Annotated in this window: 17 protein-coding genes and 1 tRNA gene; 8 read left to right on the top strand and 10 right to left on the bottom strand. The window is 33.2% G+C overall.

The features are described 5' to 3' along the window. Window positions 1–25: 25 nt before the first annotated feature. The gene (locus tag NF27_RS10485) at window positions 26–1,234 is read left to right on the top strand and encodes an NACHT domain-containing protein (RefSeq protein WP_039459383.1); all 1,209 of its coding nucleotides are present in this window, start codon (window positions 26–28) and stop codon (window positions 1,232–1,234) included. Between the two features lie 216 nt (window positions 1,235–1,450). Further along, window positions 1,451–3,964 (top strand): ankyrin repeat domain-containing protein, encoded by a 2,514-nt coding sequence (locus NF27_RS11525; protein WP_053332791.1) that lies wholly within the window; start codon window positions 1,451–1,453, stop codon window positions 3,962–3,964. A 33-nt stretch (window positions 3,965–3,997) separates the two neighbouring features. On the opposite strand, the gene NF27_RS10475 is transcribed toward NF27_RS11525, so the two are convergent. Both NF27_RS10475 and NF27_RS10470 read right to left on the bottom strand, forming a co-directional pair. Continuing rightward, the gene (locus tag NF27_RS10475) at window positions 3,998–4,333 is read right to left on the bottom strand and encodes a HigA family addiction module antitoxin (protein WP_053332794.1); all 336 of its coding nucleotides are present in this window, start codon (window positions 4,331–4,333) and stop codon (window positions 3,998–4,000) included. Between the two features lie 8 nt (window positions 4,334–4,341). After that, window positions 4,342–4,626 carry a type II toxin-antitoxin system RelE/ParE family toxin gene (locus tag NF27_RS10470; RefSeq protein WP_039459382.1) on the bottom strand — a complete coding sequence of 95 codons (285 nt, stop codon included), beginning with the start codon at window positions 4,624–4,626 and terminating at the stop codon, window positions 4,342–4,344. Window positions 4,627–4,871: 245 nt separating this feature from the next. Here NF27_RS10470 and NF27_RS10465 point away from each other — a divergent pair, with 245 nt between their 5' ends. Both NF27_RS10465 and NF27_RS10460 read left to right on the top strand, forming a co-directional pair. Next, window positions 4,872–5,135, top strand: coding sequence for a hypothetical protein (locus NF27_RS10465; protein WP_152606912.1), 264 nt, complete (start codon window positions 4,872–4,874; stop codon window positions 5,133–5,135). After that, a complete protein-coding gene (locus NF27_RS10460; RefSeq protein ID WP_039459377.1) occupies window positions 5,113–5,919 on the top strand; it encodes a hypothetical protein in 807 nt (268 codons plus the stop codon). Before NF27_RS10465 ends, NF27_RS10460 begins: the two co-directional genes overlap by 23 nt. 176 nt (window positions 5,920–6,095) lie before the next feature. Here the strand turns inward: NF27_RS10460 and NF27_RS10455 are convergent, their stop codons facing one another. Next, entirely contained in the window at window positions 6,096–6,980 is an 885-nt protein-coding gene (locus NF27_RS10455) for a hypothetical protein (RefSeq protein ID WP_039459374.1), read from the bottom strand. Window positions 6,981–7,111: 131 nt separating this feature from the next. On the opposite strand from NF27_RS10455, the gene NF27_RS10450 reads away from it, so the two are divergent. Genes NF27_RS10450 through NF27_RS10440 form a run of 3 tightly spaced genes read left to right on the top strand, consistent with a single transcriptional unit; the run spans window position 7,112 to window position 10,172 of the window. Next, the gene (locus NF27_RS10450; RefSeq protein WP_039459370.1) at window positions 7,112–7,366 is read left to right on the top strand and encodes a hypothetical protein; all 255 of its coding nucleotides are present in this window, start codon (window positions 7,112–7,114) and stop codon (window positions 7,364–7,366) included. 53 nt (window positions 7,367–7,419) lie between these two features. After that, window positions 7,420–8,007: a hypothetical protein gene (locus tag NF27_RS10445; protein ID WP_039459367.1), complete on the top strand. Its 588-nt coding sequence runs from the start codon at window positions 7,420–7,422 to the stop codon at window positions 8,005–8,007. Beyond that, window positions 7,971–10,172: a hypothetical protein gene (locus NF27_RS10440; RefSeq protein WP_039459363.1), complete on the top strand. Its 2,202-nt coding sequence runs from the start codon at window positions 7,971–7,973 to the stop codon at window positions 10,170–10,172. The genes NF27_RS10445 and NF27_RS10440 overlap by 37 nt, the downstream gene beginning before the upstream one ends. Window positions 10,173–10,476: 304 nt before the next feature. On the opposite strand, the gene NF27_RS10435 is transcribed toward NF27_RS10440, so the two are convergent. From NF27_RS10435 to NF27_RS11520, 7 genes are all read right to left on the bottom strand, one after another. Further along, window positions 10,477–10,551 (bottom strand) — tRNA-Thr (locus NF27_RS10435). A 153-nt stretch (window positions 10,552–10,704) separates the two neighbouring features. After that, the gene (locus NF27_RS10430) at window positions 10,705–11,874 is read right to left on the bottom strand and encodes a hypothetical protein (RefSeq protein ID WP_039459361.1); all 1,170 of its coding nucleotides are present in this window, start codon (window positions 11,872–11,874) and stop codon (window positions 10,705–10,707) included. A 51-nt stretch (window positions 11,875–11,925) separates the two neighbouring features. Continuing rightward, window positions 11,926–12,759: a 4-(cytidine 5'-diphospho)-2-C-methyl-D-erythritol kinase gene (locus tag NF27_RS10425; RefSeq protein ID WP_039459358.1), complete on the bottom strand. Its 834-nt coding sequence runs from the start codon at window positions 12,757–12,759 to the stop codon at window positions 11,926–11,928. A gap of 23 nt (window positions 12,760–12,782) precedes the next feature. Beyond that, window positions 12,783–14,069, bottom strand: coding sequence for a transcription termination factor Rho (rho, locus tag NF27_RS10420; protein ID WP_039459420.1), 1,287 nt, complete (start codon window positions 14,067–14,069; stop codon window positions 12,783–12,785). A gap of 567 nt (window positions 14,070–14,636) precedes the next feature. Continuing rightward, the gene (locus NF27_RS10415) at window positions 14,637–15,761 is read right to left on the bottom strand and encodes a patatin-like phospholipase family protein (RefSeq protein WP_039459356.1); all 1,125 of its coding nucleotides are present in this window, start codon (window positions 15,759–15,761) and stop codon (window positions 14,637–14,639) included. Between the two features lie 99 nt (window positions 15,762–15,860). Next, window positions 15,861–16,757, bottom strand: a complete 897-nt coding sequence (locus NF27_RS10410) for a response regulator (protein ID WP_039459354.1) — start codon at window positions 16,755–16,757, stop codon at window positions 15,861–15,863. Between the two features lie 11 nt (window positions 16,758–16,768). Beyond that, window positions 16,769–18,637, bottom strand: a complete 1,869-nt coding sequence (locus NF27_RS11520; protein WP_053332790.1) for a sensor histidine kinase — start codon at window positions 18,635–18,637, stop codon at window positions 16,769–16,771. A 114-nt stretch (window positions 18,638–18,751) separates the two neighbouring features. On the opposite strand from NF27_RS11520, the gene NF27_RS10400 reads away from it, so the two are divergent. Beyond that, a complete protein-coding gene (locus tag NF27_RS10400) occupies window positions 18,752–19,303 on the top strand; it encodes an NADPH-dependent FMN reductase (protein WP_039459353.1) in 552 nt (183 codons plus the stop codon). Window positions 19,304–19,363 lie beyond the last annotated feature (60 nt).

The following is a 19,363-nucleotide window of genomic DNA, read 5'->3' as shown; positions in this document are numbered from 1 at the left end:
TAAAGAAAGCGGAATATATAAGCTAATGGGTAATTTGGATTATCTTAATTTAATCATAACAAATCTTGTTGATGACAAAAAACAAAATATTATATCCGGCTTACCTTATGACGTGTATGTTAAAAATGATCTGGTACAAGGCATAGCCTGTTATAATTTAATATATTTACTACAAACGACTAATGCTCAATTATTTGTTATTGAAGGGATAGGATACCAAGAATTACATAACTTCTTAAAACGAGAAGGAGAAGACAAATTTGCTTTAGAAGAATCAGATATTGATAAAAATACAAGATATTATTTAACCGAAAACCATGATACTAAGCAAAAGCACAAAGAAAAATTAATTTATATTTTTCAGCCAGAGTTTAAATTTGATGAAGAAATGGAAGAAGAAGCAAAATTCAGAGATAAAGTATATATACATCTTAGATTAATTAATGCGCACGAATTTGAATTTATTGTAAAGAGTAAAGCTGATGAGGTAAGTCTACCTATTCCGTCAAGGTATGATTTTACAGGCAATATGTTAGTAACACATGATGAAAATAAGCTGCTACAAAATGAAGAATTATGTTTCTCAATTTTAGCAGCTAATGCAGGTTTTGGTAAGTCTGCATTTTGCCTTAATCAAAGATATATTTGGCAGCGATCTAAAGAGTTAAAAGAACCTTTCTGTGTTATACGTATAAATTTGCCCCAGCTTCAACTTCCTAATACCCCTTTATTACCAGATGCTTTTACGCGGTCGTCTACAGTGGAGGATTGGCCGGAATGGAAATTTAAAGCATTAGAACATGATATGGAAATACAGGGGAAAGTATTATTACTATTAGACGGATTTGATGAAATTAAAGATGTGACATCAGTGCAGAGGTTCAATGATTGGTTAAGTAAAACGTGCTCTAAAACTAATATAATAATTACCACCAGACCTTATGCCGCTAATAAACTCATTTCGCCGGCACAACCTTTAGGGTACTATTTAACATTAAAAGAATATAATGAAGAGCAGCATAGGGAGTACATATATAAATATTTAGAAGCATTATTTAAAGAATTCCATAAAAGCGGTATTTCTAAGCTTAAGAATTTAGAAATAAAAGAATTAAGCAATAAGGTATATGAGAAGCTTAAATTGCTAATAGGAGATAGTGTTACTCATTTATTGGGGATCCCATTGGAAAGTTATATTTTCTGCGAAGCATTAAAGCCTCATATTAGAGAATGATGGGTTAACCAACACACCCATAAAGCCAATAATACGGATATCAATAGTATATTTCTAGAGAATATAGACCCGGATATATCAAGCGAGCTTTCGGATATTATATCACAGCCCTCTATTCAACAAAGTACTGAGCTCAAAATTGATTTAATCTTTGAAAAATTAGAATGCTTAAACATAGCAATTCTTTATCAACATTTTATTTTAGCAAAATTCCATATGTTCTTACAAAAGCATATGGAAATGCAGCCCTCTACAACACTAAGATCACCTCACCGTATATATAGCTTAACAGCAAGTTACAGCGAGCTTTTAATGGTGTTTGCATTTAAACAAGCCTTTGATTTACCTTATAATTTTATAAGTGAAGAACTTAGCAAAGTACACTATATAACCGAGATGATTAATGAACTGCCTGATACAGGTCTTATACAAGTTTTAGAACAAAATAAAGAATATATATTAAAATTTAATCATGAAACTTACCAAGAATATTTTACTGCCTTATATATTTTAAAAGGGTTAGTAAATTCTAAGGGTCACTCTTATGAAGTGGCTAAAAATATTATTATAGATAACTGCTACCGATCGAAGTACCGTATGATCATGATAATATCTGCTCAATTAAGTTTAAGTGGAGATCCTATTATACCGGGTTGGAGTAGAGATAACACAAAACAAATAAGAACTTTTTGGCATATATTATCCACACAGGATGATATATTAGAAGTGGCATCATCTAAGTTACTCAGGGATTGTTTACACGGCTTACTTCCTGACCAAATAGAAAAGTTAAAGTGCTTAGTTGAGCGTGAGACATGGGCAGATCTACTAATGAGAGAGATTAGTAAAATTAAAGAAATTAATGAGGCTGATAAGCCTTCCGGCAAAGAAAGCGTTACAGAGGAGGAGCCTTCACAGAGTATAGAAATATTATCTCAAAATACTGATATAGATTTACCGTTTGATACTAAAAGTTATTGTTTGGAAGAAACACTTGTAGTGCAACCAGCTTTTAACAATAGAAAAAAAACTCAATTAATAAATGATCTGAAATATAAGGAACAAGTATTACAAAAAACAAAAGATTATCTAGAAACTATAAATCCTAAATTTATAGCTGAATTATTTTATGAAATTATAAATGATAAAGAAAGCCCACTCAACAGTTATTGGGATATTGATGGCGGGTTTCAAGCTATGGCTTTATTAAGTAATCATTTTAATAGCTATCTTGCAGATTATTTTATTGAAAAAATTAATAGTGACCCTTCATGGCTAGTATACCCTGCTTTTAATGCAATATCCACTCTTCTAAAACAAAACCCTAAAGGTGAAGCTAAAAAAGCATGTATAGATGTAATTATTTGCTTAGTAGAAAACTCTGTGCATTTCCGCTCAGGTAACGAGCTATTTGTAATGTTACGCGCATCTTCACAGCTGATTATTGAAAGCTTAATAACTAAATTAAAGTCTCAGCTTACTTTCGCAGAAATAAAAAATGTGGTTAAAATCATAAATTTTTCTAATCATGATTTATTTGAGCAGCCAATCAAATCCTTTCTCAATATACTTTTAGTGGCGTTGAAGATGGGATATGCAGTATTTATAAACAAGGATTATAATAAAATAAACTTTTTCGGAGATTCGGAAATAGAGTTTAAGTTGGAAGACGATGAGATGAGCAGAATTTTTAGTGAGGTTATTAAAGAAATTAGTTTAATACTTAAAAAAGAAAAAGATAAAGAAGCTTTATTAACAACTGAAAAAGGAAAGATAGATGCGGTTATCCTCAAAACTTTAAATATTAAATATGATAAGGAAATTTTAGCTATTTTGATAGGAAATAGGGAAATATTTCAAGAAGTATTTACAGTAAATATTAGCAATACAGATGGTGGTTCGAGAAACATTCGAGTTATGAAGGAGGCTCAGAGCGGAAGCTATGTACGAAGCCTTTACTATAAGCTAGCTACTTATAACTTAATTACAGAGCTAATAGTTGAAATGTTTACTCAAGAACTAAGTACAGCTAAAGCCACATATAAGGGAAGTTATTGGCCAATTAGTGGGAGTATAGCAGCAACACAATATCTTGGTAAGTATTTTAATGACGAGGTTGCTGACTTTTTGATTATGCGTGCCGGGTATTGGAACGATAACGAAGCAGAAGCCAAAAAAGCTTTAAATGAAATTAAAAAAAGTTTAGATAAATGTAAAGAACATGACGAGCATTATACAAGCGCTTTAGCCGCATATAACAAAACAGCTCAAGCTCTTGGTATTCAAACCATAGATGAACAAACAACAGTTGAAGATAAAACTAAGCAATTTTTAAAAGCGATCACTCATAACAATACTGAGAAGGTTATGCTATTTATAGAGGCAGTTGACATTAATTATAAGCTCGAGAAAAAACATAATAGAACAGCTTTGCATCTGACAGCGTTACAAGGGAATGTGGAAATAGCAAATTTACTAATTGCTCGTGGTGAAATTAATATAAACATACAAGATGCGAAAGGCAGGACTCCTTTACATTTAGCTGAAAAATACAATCGAAGTGAGATGGTAAAATTACTTTTAGAAAGAGGAGCAAACAAAGAGTTGGCAGATATTAAAGATAAGAAGACAGCAAAAGATTATTCGGCTTCTTCTAAAATTAAATCGTTTTTGGAGAGCAAAGATACAAATATTAATCAGAGCAGTAATAGCTCCGGTTATACAAAATAGAGTTACATTTTATAAAGATAGGAGTTTCAGCCGTTATAGTCTTATGGTATTTATCATATTTGAAGTAGACGGGGCATAAGAATACGGGGAAATTTTTTCTATATCTTTTTCCAGCAATCTTTTTGCCTGCATAATTTCATAAGAGGATTGCAGTCTTAAAAAATAACCTTCCGAAAGGCCGAAAAATTTACAAAGTCTTAAATCAGTATCTGCAGTAATACTTCTTCTATTTCTGACAATTTCATGGATGCGGTTTGCAGGAACCATAATTGCCTTTGCAAGTGCATTCTGACTTATACTTATTTCATCAATAAACTCGGTTTTTAAAATTTCACCTACAGTAGGATTATTTAAATATTTATTGGTCATATCCTTCCTCATCTATGGTAATCAATTAACTCTACTTCATAAGCATTGCAGTTTTCCCATTTAAAACAAATACGCCATTGGTTATTAACTCTTATGCTCATCTGTCCTTCTCTATCACCTTTCAATTTTTCCGGTCTATTACTGGGCGGGTTTTTTAAATCATCTAAAACACCGGCTGCATCCAACATTCTTAGCTTTTTCAATACTCTATCTTGGATATCATGCGGAAATTTTCTTGAGCTAACACCATTCCAGATAGTTAAAGTTTCTTTGCATTTAAAACTTTTAATCATATATTATCATTGTATGCGATACGTATCAAGCATAAAATAATGGAATTTTATTATATTGTAAATAAAAAACAGATCGATCTTTAATAAGCACCTTATTTATATCCTCTCATAATAAAGACAGCCATTATTTTACTTGTTAGTATAAATGCAATATGATACAAGTAAATACGCTATTTTTTTAATTTTTACTAAATAAATAGACAAATATACTTACTAATAAATTTAAATCTTTATAAATGTATCTTATGCTTAAAATAAATGAAATAGATAACCTGTTTGCCGATAAACCGTTAACTGAAAGAGAGGCTTGGAGATGGTTGATTGGTAATATATCAACTCAGCCTTGTTATAAAGTGCTTAATAAAAATTTGTACATAATCAATAAATGGCAAATATTAACCTCCAACCGATCATTAGCTAAAATATGGCAGTGGAATGAAGTAAGGGTGAGGAGGTTCTTATCTCGTTTAAAAAGCCTTGGATTAATTGACGCAGAGGTTAAGCGCTAAAGGAACCGTACTAACCATAGATAGCTCCTATATCTCAGGTGAGACAAATAAAGTTGACAACTCAGCAACTGACTCGGAAGTGACTAATACTCCACGCAAGGATAGCTCGCCTGCACTTCAGGAAAAACCTGCATTTACGAACCACCTCTCTGTAGCAATGACGCAGAGTAAGGATTGGGTAAAAAAGAAAGACGAAAAAGAAAAGAACCAAAAGAAAAAGAAGAAAGAAAAAAGACCTTTAAAAGAAAAAAATATTCCCTATGGGAATACAAAAAAAGAAAAAGTTTCCTTTGAATTTGAGCTAATTGGAGAAGGAACTATACCGGTGGCTGAAGCAGAAAATACAAAGCTGACTAAAAGCAAAGATGCAAAACCTCGAAAGAAGCCAAAGCAACCGAATGCTTGGCTGGATGAATTGAGAGTAGATCAGGTAGAGGACTGGACAAGAAAGGGCATGCTTGATGAACTGGATCTTAACTGGGAGCTGGAAAAGTTTAAGGATTACTTCAGGGCATATCGCAGTAAACCGCCTAGAGACGGAGTAGCTGCGCTTAGGAACTGGCTACGCAACAGCATTGAATTCAACAGAAACATGAAGAAAGGATATGGAAAAAACACAACCAAGAGACCAAATGCACACTCAGTGTTATCTGACGCCTGCGCTGAGCTCATTACTGAACTCAACGGTATACAACTGGATAGGTGTGGAGAATCAATGGGGTATCCCACTACAGCAAACCGATACCTGTCATCTCAAAGGCTTCCGCCGTCTACAAACAGTTAGTTGAAGCTAAAGCTAAGCTCAAATACTTAGTGCTGTTTGCAACTTAGCAAGAGACTGCAAACCTATTCAAAATAAAAATGAGCTTAAAAACAAAGGTCTCGGCTGTGTAAACAAAATTAAAAATTTTTGCTTAATCAATTATAGGCTTCTTCATTGTTATTTCAGCCATCATATTATCAAGCTTTTCCAGAAGATTTACTATCATTAACTTTAGAAGTTTGGACATATTCTATCCAACTTCTACCAAGCTTTGTATCTCGGCTGCTATCCGGAACTTCTTTTAATATTACTTTGCTACCTTCCGAACTCTTCAATACTCCGGCTCGGTAACATATCTTATCAGAGGCATTACCTTGGTTTGGTTCTAATTTAGTTTTGTAACCTTCAAGGGCATCAATCCCTGGGTTTTCTATAGCACCTTCTCTTATTAACTGTTCAAGGGCTACAAGAAAATCTCTTTTCATATTAGGGGTGCTGCGATGCGGCATCATCATAATATCTATTAAAGGCTCAACTGTAACAGTTAAAAATACTTTAAAACCTTCGATACAATCATGGCGATTATAAATTCCTAAGCCCTCATTTGCTCTTTGTTCCGTTAAAAACATCTTGAAAGCCAGATATTTTTCATAATATACATTCAGTTTAAAATAATAATCAGTTGTAGTTTCTTTAATAAGCTTCATTGCTTTAATATCACTGTTAGCTGCAGCCCATGTAAAGAGACTGAATTTGTTAATTGAAGCAAGTTTAGATGTACCTTTCTTAATTGCATGCAATACTTCAGGACTATCTTCGCCATATTTTGCTTTGGCATGCAGGACTTTTTTTGTTTTATTAGCAAGTCTTGTCCAACCTTCTTTTAAGCGTTCATAATGCCCCAACTTCATATCCTGGATATAACGCTGCTCTAAAAATTTATCTCTTTCTTCCAAGGAAGATTTTCTTCTTTTTTTTATATTAGGTTTTTCATCATTATTTATTGAATCTTCACCCCAATGTACTCTTTTCCTATTTAGGGTATTATTAGAAGTAGATATATTTTCTTTATTATTTTTCATTAACTGTTTATTAATAATTATATGTTATAATAAATTTATAAAATATAATTCTTATTATATAGAAGTAAAATATCGTTAATCAATTATATTCCTTAATTGTTTTAAAAAGTTACTTATGCAAGAGAGTTTTTATGAAAGAAAACAAAAGAAAAATTGAAGAAGAAAATCAAGGCAGTACAGAGATTTTAAGCACAAAAAAGCCAAGAACTGAACAAGAAAAAGCACCAAAAGCAGAAGAATTAAGCATTGGAGACCTGCCCGTGAAACGAACTATTACAAGAAAGGATCGTAGGCTGGATTCTCTGGCAAGTTGCTTAAAGGAAGCAGTGCATGTGCGGCAGTATGTTTTGATGGCGAGAGATTTCTTATTGCATCTAATATATTAACACCTAAACCCAGCTCTGTTGATACCATAAATTACAAGCTAATATTTAATGTCATGGCTTACTTTGCTGGTATTGCTAAAAATGGTTTAAGTGAACTGCCCAAAAGTGATGAAAGGTTAAAGTTATTTCATAATGTTTGTAATTTATATGTACAAAGTGAGCTTCAGAAAGCATACCAAGCTAGCTTTAATCAATATTTAGAAAGACTTACAAGTATGGTTTTGGATTTGGATAATCCAATGGATATAAGAAAAAAAAGCATTATTGATTTAACTGATATTATAAAAATAAACCCAAAGCAGGTTGATTCCAGAATCGGTTCCTTTTTAGGAGGTGCTCAGATTATTATATCTCGTTTAGCATTAGATTTTAAAAAACTTGAAAAAGAATTATCTGAAAAGCATGAAGTTCTATTCGACCCGCTTTTGGAAGCTTTTAAAAATAGCGATGTATTTTTGAATTTATCCAGTGACAGGGGTGAGAAATATAAGCAATTTTTAAGAAAGGTGGTTGATGGTAATACTGTAAGTTTAAATGAGCAAGCAGAGCATGGTTATGAGTTGATACGCATGGAGGTGCAGGCGGAAAGGATTCTCATGCAGAAATGCAAGTTTCACAAAGATTGGTGGATAAAGGAGTAACAGGAGACTTTTATATAGGTATTTCAAAGCTATGTTGCCCGGATTGTAGTTTAACGATAGCAGCATTTAATAATGTACAAACTAGAAAAATCAACGAAGGTAAAAAATTAAAATTAACTGAAGGTTCGCCTGAAGAAAATGAACTTAATCAACAAGATATACTGGAGTTGCATTATAGAGATTCCCATAAAATTGCTAAAGCTAATAATAAATGGAGCCCACCACTCTTTATGACAAAAAATAAAGAGATAAAAGATGAGTATAATAAACTTAGGAAAGAAGGATTAAATAAGATAAGAGAATTACATTCTTCTATGTTCCCTCCTGATTCCACTAGCCCGGAACCTAGCGAAAATGAAATATCAATAATGGCTGAGCATGAAGAAAATAAAAAAGATACACTACTTCAATCAATATTTATGGCATTAGCGGGAGGAGTTATTTCAAAGGCTGATATTGAGCATATTTTAAAAGAAAACATATCTCAAGTAAGTATAATAGACCATCATGCGGGTGACAATGCATTTAATCAATATGATAACCTAAATTACGAATATCAAACTTCCGATATTGAATATATTGCAAAACAGTTAATTCATGGACTGTCTAGAGAGAGCAGAATCAAGTTTATCGGAACATTAGGGAAAGGAAATAAAGCTAAAATTATCTCAGCTGTGGAGATTTTAGGGGATTATCAATCTCAGCTTGAAGTAGGGAAGGTGGGTGTGGGAGTTTATAATACAAATAATGTCCATTGGATAGCTTTTTGTATTATTCCGGGAATTAATCTTTTAAGCGGCGAAAAAACATTAACAGTATTATACAAAGATTCTTTAGGCTACAAAAGAGCAGAGTTTGAACAAGAGATTAGAGCGGCTTATCCGCTGAAGCTAGGATGGCAGATAAATATAAGACAAATCCAACCAGATATCCAAGAACAACTTGAGGAACCTCTAAAAAGTTGCGGATTATTTGCACTTAAGAACATGATGATTATGGCTGAGCAGGTTATGGATACCCAAGAAGAGTTCGCTCAACATTATGATGTCCCTAAGTTCTATACACCCTCAGAAGAAGAAAAAGGCTACGAAAACGCAATAAAAGAACTTAGAAAAGAGTTTGCAAAAAAATATGTTAGTGAAATATATGAAAACCAAGTAGTTAAAGGTTTGTTTAAAGCTAAAAAAGCGCATATAATAGGAGAGAAATTATTAAATCAAAAAAATCAATACATTGAACAACTAAAAGCAGCTTTAAACAGGGAAATTGATGCTGACAAAATAACAGAAGTACGTATTGATATTAATAGTGAAGAGGAGATTAAAGAAAAATTAGGTGAATATTGTTATGTAGTCAAACTTAAAAAATTTGAAAATCCAATTTCAGTTATCTCAGCATTAAATTTGGAGCTGTATAATTACATACACCTAGTTTCCAAGGATTTAAAAAGTAATATTTTAAAAATTAGTCCTAGAAAGATAGAAGCAGCAGATGAAGTAAGCTTGCCGGAAGTCAATGATGAAGAGGTAGAAATACCGATTGAAGAAATTAATAAAAATTTTATTGAGGCTCTTAACATAAAGAGATTACCTAATAAAGATATATCCTGGTACATTAAAGAAATTACAGGTATTTACCTACCTTCTTATGAAAAGCTAAGCTTATTGCTCAATCAGGAACAACTTTATGATTTAAGAGAAAGTTTAAACATGTTTAAGGATTTTTGCGCTAGGAATATTAGAGAAAGTAAGCAAATTTATGAATTATATCAAATATTAAGAGGGCACCAAGAAATCTTGGAAAAACTAATATTAGAAAATGGTCAAGATCTTTTCTCAGTACTAACAGAAAATACTCCAAATGGAGAAATAGTATTAAAAAGTTGCATGTTTGTGGCTATAAAAGATTTAGTTAATAATCTTCAACCATCAGAAAAAATGATCGGTAATGAGCTAAGCCCTACCCATAGTAGTAGCGATGCAGATGTTAGCGAGCCTGAGTTTAGATCATCTCCGGATATTGAGGAAAATGTAAGCCCGGAAATTAATAATAATGTACCTGGTATACAGTTAAATTTCCCTAAAATAATAAGTTCACGAAATGTAATTTCTCCGGAAGAAATACTGAAGCGTAAACAACAAGATGATACAAATAGAGAAAGGTAAAAAATGAGAGGTAGCATATTTGTTACTTTAAGGCAAGATAAAAGAGTTCTCCTCAACATATTGGGTACACGGCTATACATAGGGAGTGATCAGGATTTGAAGCGAGTGCAGTATTATAAAGTGCATCTTTAAATTATTTAGCTGAGCTGATTACCTATTATTCAAAAAAATAATTAAAGAAAGTATAAGAATTGTATGGTTAATATTTAAATGAACTCTATTTCTCTTTATGCATAGTGTAGAAAATATGTAGAAAACGAAGAAAATCCAAAGTTCTCTCAATATACTAAACCTATATATTGCCTGGTGCCGAAGAGAGGATTTGAACCTCCGACCTACTGATTACGAATCAGTTGCACTACCCCTGTGCTACTTCGGCTTATAATATTTATTTATATACCTATCAATTATAAATAATCAAGATAGATTACTTAATTTCTAGCCATAGATATATTTGTATTCCCTTCCCAAAGAATAAAAGTTATGTTTTAGGCATGCCTTTTATACTTTATAGTAAATCTGAATGACTTAGTTACTCATCTTCGGAAAATTTACCTTTAAAAAGATAGATTCCCAGCTCTTTTCCAAGCGCAAAGGCTTCAGTATCACAGTTAGTTAATATAAGATGCGTAGAATTTAATGACTCAATTTTTTTATATAATAAATTAAGAACTTTTTCTTGTTCCTGATCAATTAATATCTTATCAAACTTTAATTTTATCAGATCGAACCCAAAAATTTCTGCTTCAATAAGTAAAAATATTTTATAATCGATATCATTTAAACATACTTTATAACCACAATTTTGCAGATTATTCTTAATATCCATAAACTCATCAATATTTTCAAGTACTTCGCTTATGTTAAAGGCAATTATAATATTTTTCTTAAATACTTCAGCAATTGCGGAGTCGAAGAGTTCGAATTCCTCAGATTGAAGCGTTGAAAGAGAAATGTTTATAAGGCAGCCTATGCCTTCTTCTCCTTGAGCTTCATTGATTAATCGGATTAAAAGTTTAATATCTACAATATCACATAAATATTTAAATAAATGGGGATTGTTGAGGAAATCTAACGTATGGATTAAATCATTTCTTATCTGGTTTTTACTAATTTCAATTTCTCTAATAACCATTTTAAAAGAATCATCGTCAGAGTGCATCCATATAGGTGAGTTATCAGTATAACTTTCCATATCTATTTCTGCCAAAGAATTTTCAAGACAACCGGTTAAGAGATTTGCTATATCAGATTCTATTTCAGTGGATAAATTAAATGCAAAATTATCGTTTTGAGCCTGTATTATTTTATCTTCACATCTGGCGAAAAAATCACTCCAGTCACTTTGAAGATCGTACATTTGGCAAAAGTTATTGTTTGCGATTCCGGGGCTTAGGTAAGCTAATTGATCGTCAACAAATAAATAACGCATTTGAAAAATTGCCTCTTCTATTTGTTGTAAATTTGTATTGTTGCAAATTACGAAAATGTCTCCATCCCCGAATGATACTATATCTCCAACACAAGTGCTTAGCTTATCCCTTAAAACATTAAGCGCTATATTAAAATGCTCCTCATTTTTATGTTGTTCTTCAAGGCCGGCAAGGTTAAAAATTAAACCGATACGGGCATTTTGTTTGGTATGCTGATTATTAATTATATTTATTAATTTTTGCTCTGCTTGGCTTTTATGAATATACATAATTTCTATATTTAAGAGATATATAACCAGTATATGAAAAGTTTTTTTTGTTTACAACTCTAACAATTGATAGTGACACCAAAACTTAGGATAAGTTCTATTTAAATTATATAGTGCCTGCTTAGCTTTTTCCTCATCTGAAAAAATACCGAAACAAGTGCTGCCGCTTCCGGACATTCTGGATACTATACACCCCGTTTGTTTAGCGACGATATCCAGTGTTACCGAAACCGGGGGGGCAATGATTAATGCAGGTGCAGTAAGATCATTTTTGCCGTAATATATTTGCTCAATCGCGGATTTAGCGCTAATTTCCTCCAAATTAGGAGTAAAAGATTTAACGCTTAGTTTATAAACTTCTTTTGTATTAACGTTGACGGGAGGCTTAACTAATAATAGGGGTAAAGAAATATTAAGTTTCAGGGGTAGGAGTTTTTCCCCTCTGCCTGTAGCAAAAGCACTATTATTATATATAAAGAATGGAACATCAGCGCCTACATTATAAGCAATATCCGCCATTTCCTTCATGCTTAGATTAAGGTTATATAAAGTATTTACCAACCTTATGGTGCTTGCCGCATTACTTGAGCCCCCGCCCATGCCTGCGGCAATCGGGATTTTTTTCTTAATCAGTATTTCTACCGGTTTTAAGGTGCCTACATATGCCTCTATTGCTTCAAAAGCTTTTAAAGCAATGTTTCCTTCCCTTATTTCAGCATTTTCAGTAATGCAGTTTAAGGCTAAAGATTCTTTAATTGCAATTATATCGCCGCAATTCAGCAGAGCAAAGTAACTTTCCAGAAGATGGTAGCCCTGCTCATCTCGACCGGTAACATTTAAAAATAAATTTACCTTAGCAAAAGCAATTTCTTCCAGTTGTGTCATTTTAGCTTTCTATGCAAAAATCATTAATGAGATGAACCGCCGCTACCATTATAAGTATTCATTTGCTCAAAAAACATTTCATTCGATTTAGTTGATTTTAACTTTCCGATTAGAAATTCAATAGCATCGGTAGAACCCATCGGATTTAATATTTTTCTTAATACCCACATCTTAGAGAGAGTAGATTTATCAACTAACAAGTCTTCTTTTCTGGTGCCTGACTTAGATATATCAATCGCCGGGAAAGTACGTTTATCAGCAATTTTACGATCAAGAACAATTTCAGAGTTGCCGGTGCCTTTAAATTCTTCAAAAATAACTTCATCCATTCTCGAGCCGGTTTCAATAAGAGCAGTTGCAATAATAGTAAGTGACCCGCCTTCTTCAATGTTTCTTGCCGCTCCGAAAAATCTTTTAGGTCTTTGTAAAGCATTAGAATCTACCCCGCCGCTTAAAACCTTCCCTGATGAAGGAGCAACGTTGTTATAAGCACGTGCAAGTCTTGTAATCGAGTCTAAGAGAATTACTACGTCTTTCTTATGCTCAACTAATCTTTTTGCTTTTTCAATTACCATTTCTGCTAATTGTACGTGTCGATTAGACGGTTCATCAAAAGTTGAGCTCACAACTTCCCCTTTTACCGATCTTGCCATATCGGTTACTTCTTCCGGCCTTTCATCAATCAAAAGAACGATTAATACGACTTCCGGATGGTTTTCGCTGATTGCATGCGCAATGTTTTGTAGTAAAACAGTTTTACCGGTTCTGGGTGGAGCTACTATTAAAGCCCTTTGACCTTTCCCGAGCGGAGCTACCATCTCAATTACTCTTGAGCTTAAATCTTTTGTCGGCTTATGAGTTTCCAGCCTTATCTTTTCATCCGGATAGAGGGGGGTAAGGTCTTCAAAGTGGACTCTATGGTGAATGCTTGTGGTTTCATAAGCATTCACAGTATTTACTTTAATTAATGCAAAATATCTTTCACCTTTTTTTGGCGCTCTTACCGGACCCACTACCGTATCTCCGGTTCGCATACCTAATCTTCTGATTTGGTTTGGCGATACGTAAATATCATCAGGACCGGGAACATAATTATTTTCAGATGAACGTAAAAATCCATATCCGTCTTGTAAAATTTCCAGCACTCCTTCCCCTATCATTACACCGCCTCTATCAGCAAGACGTTTTAAGATAACAAAGATAAGGTCATTTTTTGCTAAGCTACTCGGATTTTCAACTTCTAAAGATTCCGCAAGATCCAGAAGCTCGTCAGGAGCTTTTTTCTTTAGATCTTTAAGGTGGAATGTCATTTCAGGCTCGGGTTCCTGCTTATCAAATGCCTCTTCTTCAGCGCACTGTTGATTAGGGGCTTTATCTTTTTTATCTAATTCTAACTGATCATTTTTAGGTTCATTTAAAGTATTATCTAAGGTCTCTTTATTTTCATGTTTCTTTATTACTTCTTCTGGAGCATTTAAAGTTTCTTGTTGCGGTTTAGGATTAACAGCTTTTAAAATTCGCCTGCGTCTTGGAGATGATCCTTTTTTTTCTGCTTCTCGGGTAATTTTATTATCGTCAGAAATTAGCTCTTCGTTTAATGCTACTTCTTTATCATGTTTCATAGATTATTATAATCCTCATTAAGTCTATTAAAATTTATGCTTAAGCATGCTTAATCCAAGTCATAAGTCTAATGGGAGCTTTTATAAGGCGTACCCCTAAAGATTGATAGGCTTAAGTCTTTTTATTGATTAAGAAAAAGATATGTTACGCCATTATAATATCTTTTTAATCTTGGATATGTCAAATCTTTTTTGTGTAAATATTGCTTTTTGTTTAATAATAGTCTTCTTGCCTAGTTTATGAAATATATGAAATTAATGATTAGAAATGTTTCTATCTTCATTCAAAACATCAGCGATTTCTTGTAAAGTTTGCTCATTATCTTTTATGAGTCGTTCAGCATATAGTTTAAGAGCGTTTAGATTTTCTTCAGATATATTATCTAAATCCCCATGTTCAGTCTCAATAATTGGTTGAAACCTGAAATAGTCCGTATGCGGATTGTTATAATTAAAGGTATAACGCATTTCATAATCGGTTACCGCATTAACAGCATACATCATTGTCGGAATAATCTTTTTTGCCCATCCTAAAAAGCCTGAATCTACAACCTTTTCACGAGCGATATATTTGCCTTTAGCGCCATAATTGGTACCTGTACCTAACGACACTATGAAAAACGGAGTTTTTATCCCGTAAATTTCCGAAGTATATACAGCTGCGGAAAGGGTAGGGTTATTCACTGATATGCCCCCATCAATAAACACATGATTAGAGGTTTTTAGTATATTATTAATTTGGGCGGGTTTAAAATATCCGGGTGCCGCGGAAGTAGCGCGTGCTATATCTTTAAGTAAATAATTCCCTTCCTCTGTTTTGCGTGCTTTATGGGTGTGGAAGAAAAAAGTCTGATCTCTTTCAATCTCATAAGCCGGTATACTTATATTACTTAAAGTATCCTTTAACTGAGTATTACCAAAATATTTACTTAATAATTGTTCTAAATTCTTTTCCGAGTACTTAGCTCCCCACCAGCCAGCACCACTTTTAACATTTTGCCAAATTGAATTTTTAAATACTTTGTTACCTAATTCCAAATAAAGTTTAAATATGTGATCGGCTTGATACTTCGGTTTACCGCTCTCATCCGGGGTATTTAGCAATAAAACTATAATTCCTCCCGTTGAAGTGCCGGTCATTATATCAAAACAATCCGTAAGGTTGCGTCCTTCCGTTAGCCTGGATTCCAAATTTTTTAGTATTAATGCTGGAATAATGCCTCTAATCCCGCCTCCGTCAATAGAGAGGATTCTAATATGCTTGTTTTTCGGGATGGTATCTTCTTCTGAAGTTTGGGAAAATGAATTTGGAATAACTGCAGCAATGCTTAAATAAGCAGCAAGTAATGTGAGGCATAAATTACGCAGATAAACTATCAACCGATATCTCCTAATCACTCAGGCCTTTACCTTACACTATTAACATGCAAAATTTATTATTTCCAGATTTAATTAGAGAATGAATTTTTGTGAATAAAATTATAAAAAAATCTTACAACAAACGCTATTACCTTTATTTGAATAAACCAAACTATCAAAACTAATTTGCTTTGAAAGAGCGATCCCTCTTCCGTTGGGGTCGGTAATTCTGTTAGGGTCGATTTCCATATATTTTTGTGGGGCAAAGCCTGTGCCTTGATCAATGATAGTAATTGTAATTTTGGTATCGGTTCTTTCAAATTCAAGCTTACAAACCTTATGTTTATATTCTTCACGCTGAAGCCTGCTCTTAATCTCTTCAACCCATCCGCCTTCAATTAAGTATCTTTTCTTTTCTTCATAAGTAATTCCCAGATTCCCGTGTTCAACAGCATTTAACATTAATTCGGTGACACCCCACAAAACATTGCGTTCTTTAGGGCAGCTATTGGAAATTAGCGCGGAAAGAGATTTAACTTCTTCCAAATTTCTGAATTCAAAACCGGCTTTTTTTATAAGTTTTAAGGCGCTTAAGTTCAAGCTCACGGTATCAACCAGTGCAGAATATTTCTTTGCACTTTCGAGGGCGGATCTTACTATAGATAACAACAACTCTTTTTGATAAGGTTTACTTAGATAATAAAATGCTCCTGCTTCTACCCCTTCACGTACTTCTTCTACGGAAGTTGCTGCTGTTTGCATAATAACCGGGGTAGCTTTAAATCTTTCGGTAGCTTTGATTCTTTTCAACAGTGAAATTCCGTCCATATTAGGCATCATACGGTCAAGTACGACCAGATTTACTTCTTCTTTCTCTAGAATCTCCCAAGCTTTAACCCCATCCTGTGCAGTAAGTATTTCATAACCCTCTTCTTCAAAGTATTCCAATAAAATATCCAGATTGAACTCTTCATCATCTACTGCTAAAATTTTTATTTTTTTCTCATCTCCGCTCATTTTGCTCTTACCTATGTTTTAACTATAAAATTATCATTAATTATTGTTGCGCTTAAATCTCTCGGAAGAATGATTTTAAATAAAGCGCCGCCCTGAGGGGTATTTTCCGCCCAAATCCTACCCTTATGTATTTTTGTTATATCCAGGCATATTGCAAGGCCGAGTCCGGTTCCACCACTGTTTTGCTTGGTTTTACTGCTTTGGTTAAATTTTTGGAAAATCAGTTCCAACTCTCCTTCCGGGATCCCGGTGCCGTAGTCTTTAATGCTAATAAGTGTTGCCGGGTAAACATTGTTTTCTCGTTCATACAAAGTATCTTCAATATTAATTTCTATGGTAGAATTAGGGGGCGAAAATTTAATTGCATTTGAAAGCAAGTTTATTATAAGCCGCATTACAAGTTCAGTATCCAGAGTTATTTCCGAATTTGATAATTTATTAGAAAATGAAACATGTAATTGTTTATTTTCTAATAATGCAGAAAGCTCATTTAATGACTTGTTAATAATATCAACAATATTAGCTGCTTCAAATTTGGTTTTCATTTGGCCGGCTTCCAATTTGGAAAGGTCCAGCAGGTTGTTAAGAAGTTTAAGTAATCTGTTGCCGCTTGAATATATATTATCAAGATATTTTATTAGCTTCGATAGGTCTTTCCCTTCATTGTAACGATCCAATATAATTTTTGTATAACTTAAAATTGCATGCATAGGCGTACGCAACTCATGGGACATATTAGCCAGAAATTCGCTTTTTGCATGGTTGGCACTCTCAGCTTTTTGTTTGGCTTGAATTAATTCCTGGGTATTAGCCTTAAATACTTCGGTAGCTCTGGCGATTTTCCCTATTTCATCAAATCTATGCATGGAAGGTATTTCAAGATTAGTAACTACCCTACCTTGAGAAATACTGGTTAAGATTTTAGTAAGGTATGAGAGCGGACGCACTAAATGGTTTGCAGTATAGAAAGAAAGAAATATTGCTATGCTTAAGCAGATGAGAAAGATTGCTATCGTAATTTTAATAATTTTTAATGCTTCCAGGTTAATCTTTTTAGTCGGAATTTCTAATGAAAAAAGCCAATTACCTTGGTAGCCTTCAATAATAATTGGAATAGTTACTTTATACATCCCCTCATCTTCTTTACCCGATTTATGATAAAATTTTTCTTTATCGATATTTATGCCTGTAATAAAAATTCCTTGGTCAGTGGAAAGTGAAAGCACTTCATCATTTGAAATTTTTGTTTGTTTAACAATATCTTGGATGCTTGATATATAAATATCAATCCCGACCAGAGCTATGAATTCTTCGTTCATATCATACAGAGGTTTAAAAAAAGTGACCAAATTGCGGTTATCTTCATTTCTTACTACAATATAAAGATGATTATTTTTTTTATTAGCTAAGTGATATTGCTTTTTGTATTCTTGTGTATAGTCCTGTAACTTGTTTTTTATAAATTTATTATCTTTAGCTTTGAGGAGAGTGCGTCCTGTATTTTTATTATCTGCGGGATTGCTAAGCTGCTGATTATCCTTATCCCACACTATCCAAGCCATATAAACATTATCTAAATTACTAACCGTATAATCGAGAAAAAAGTTAAGTGCATGATCATTAAGCATATCGGCATTAGACAAGCCGCCGATTACTCCGCTTAAATGCTTGATAACATGGCTGACGTTATTAAGATGGTTTTGTATTTGATGGGCATGGTAATAAGTATATTTATAGGTTTCGCTCTTTGCTTTATCTTTTGAAAATTCTCCGAGCTTTTCGGTGACAAAAATAAACACAAACAATGCCGCAATAATAAACGGTAAAATCGTTACTACTAAAATCTTTGTTCTTAAACTCCAATACTTATAAAAAAACATATATGAGTTATTAGTATTATATAATTATAAGGGTACAATAAGTATTTAATTTACGCAAAGTTTATAGTTGATATACTTTAATATATATGAATAACTTATGTAGAAAATAAAGATATGGGAAATTTAAGAATTGTTGCTTTTGCGGGAAGCTTAAGGAAAGAATCTTATAATAAAAAGATTTTAGAAATAATAGCCGAAAAGGTTGCCGGATATGATGTAGAGATTAAAATATTGGATTTAAATGATTATGAGATACCGTTATTTAACCAGGACATCGAAGATGAAGGAATGCCTTTAAAAACAAAGGAATTTAAAAAAGAAATTCATAATGCTAATGCAATACTAATTGCTTCTCCGGAATATAACGGGTCTTTTTCGGGAGTATTGAAAAATGTTATTGATTGGGTATCTCGCAAGTTAAACCCGAATGAAAGCATGTATGAAGCTTTCGCTAAAAAGCCGGTAGGGTTGGTTGCTGCAAGCCCCGGGGGCTTAGGAGGAATCAGAGGTATTATACAGTTGAGGGGAGTAATGTTTGATCTGAAAGCAGCGGTAATGCCTGAATATGCCTCAATCTCGGAAGCATACAATATAGATGAGACTAAAATTGCTAAGCTGGAAGCTTTTGGGGGAAATTATATAGAGTTTTGTAAGAAGCTAATTTGATGTTAATTCTATCTGGACAACTACTATATTTATTGATATAAAATAGGTTTTAAATTTCCA

This window comes from Candidatus Jidaibacter acanthamoeba (assembly GCF_000815465.1).
Classification (GTDB): domain Bacteria; phylum Pseudomonadota; class Alphaproteobacteria; order Rickettsiales; family Midichloriaceae; genus Jidaibacter; species Jidaibacter acanthamoebae.
This window is presented reverse-complemented; position numbering and strand designations above follow the sequence as displayed.

Excerpts from the sequence above, each read along its gene's own strand:
- NF27_RS10485 (WP_039459383.1), top strand. The coding sequence starts at position 26 with ATGGGTAATTTGGATTATCTTAATTTAATCATAACAAATCTTGTTGAT.
- NF27_RS11525 (WP_053332791.1), top strand. The coding sequence starts at position 1,451 with ATGTTCTTACAAAAGCATATGGAAATGCAGCCCTCTACAACACTAAGA.
- NF27_RS10475 (WP_053332794.1), bottom strand. The coding sequence starts at position 4,333 with ATGACCAATAAATATTTAAATAATCCTACTGTAGGTGAAATTTTAAAA.
- NF27_RS10470 (WP_039459382.1), bottom strand. The coding sequence starts at position 4,626 with ATGATTAAAAGTTTTAAATGCAAAGAAACTTTAACTATCTGGAATGGT.
- NF27_RS10465 (WP_152606912.1), top strand. The coding sequence starts at position 4,872 with ATGCTTAAAATAAATGAAATAGATAACCTGTTTGCCGATAAACCGTTA.
- NF27_RS10455 (WP_039459374.1), bottom strand. The coding sequence starts at position 6,980 with ATGAAAAATAATAAAGAAAATATATCTACTTCTAATAATACCCTAAAT.
- NF27_RS10450 (WP_039459370.1), top strand. The coding sequence starts at position 7,112 with ATGAAAGAAAACAAAAGAAAAATTGAAGAAGAAAATCAAGGCAGTACA.
- NF27_RS10445 (WP_039459367.1), top strand. The coding sequence starts at position 7,420 with ATGGCTTACTTTGCTGGTATTGCTAAAAATGGTTTAAGTGAACTGCCC.
- NF27_RS10440 (WP_039459363.1), top strand. The coding sequence starts at position 7,971 with ATGCAAGTTTCACAAAGATTGGTGGATAAAGGAGTAACAGGAGACTTT.
- NF27_RS10430 (WP_039459361.1), bottom strand. The coding sequence starts at position 11,874 with ATGTATATTCATAAAAGCCAAGCAGAGCAAAAATTAATAAATATAATT.
- NF27_RS10425 (WP_039459358.1), bottom strand. The coding sequence starts at position 12,759 with ATGACACAACTGGAAGAAATTGCTTTTGCTAAGGTAAATTTATTTTTA.
- rho (WP_039459420.1), bottom strand. The coding sequence starts at position 14,069 with ATGACATTCCACCTTAAAGATCTAAAGAAAAAAGCTCCTGACGAGCTT.
- NF27_RS10410 (WP_039459354.1), bottom strand. The coding sequence starts at position 16,757 with ATGAGCGGAGATGAGAAAAAAATAAAAATTTTAGCAGTAGATGATGAA.
- NF27_RS11520 (WP_053332790.1), bottom strand. The coding sequence starts at position 18,637 with ATGTTTTTTTATAAGTATTGGAGTTTAAGAACAAAGATTTTAGTAGTA.
- NF27_RS10400 (WP_039459353.1), top strand. The coding sequence starts at position 18,752 with ATGGGAAATTTAAGAATTGTTGCTTTTGCGGGAAGCTTAAGGAAAGAA.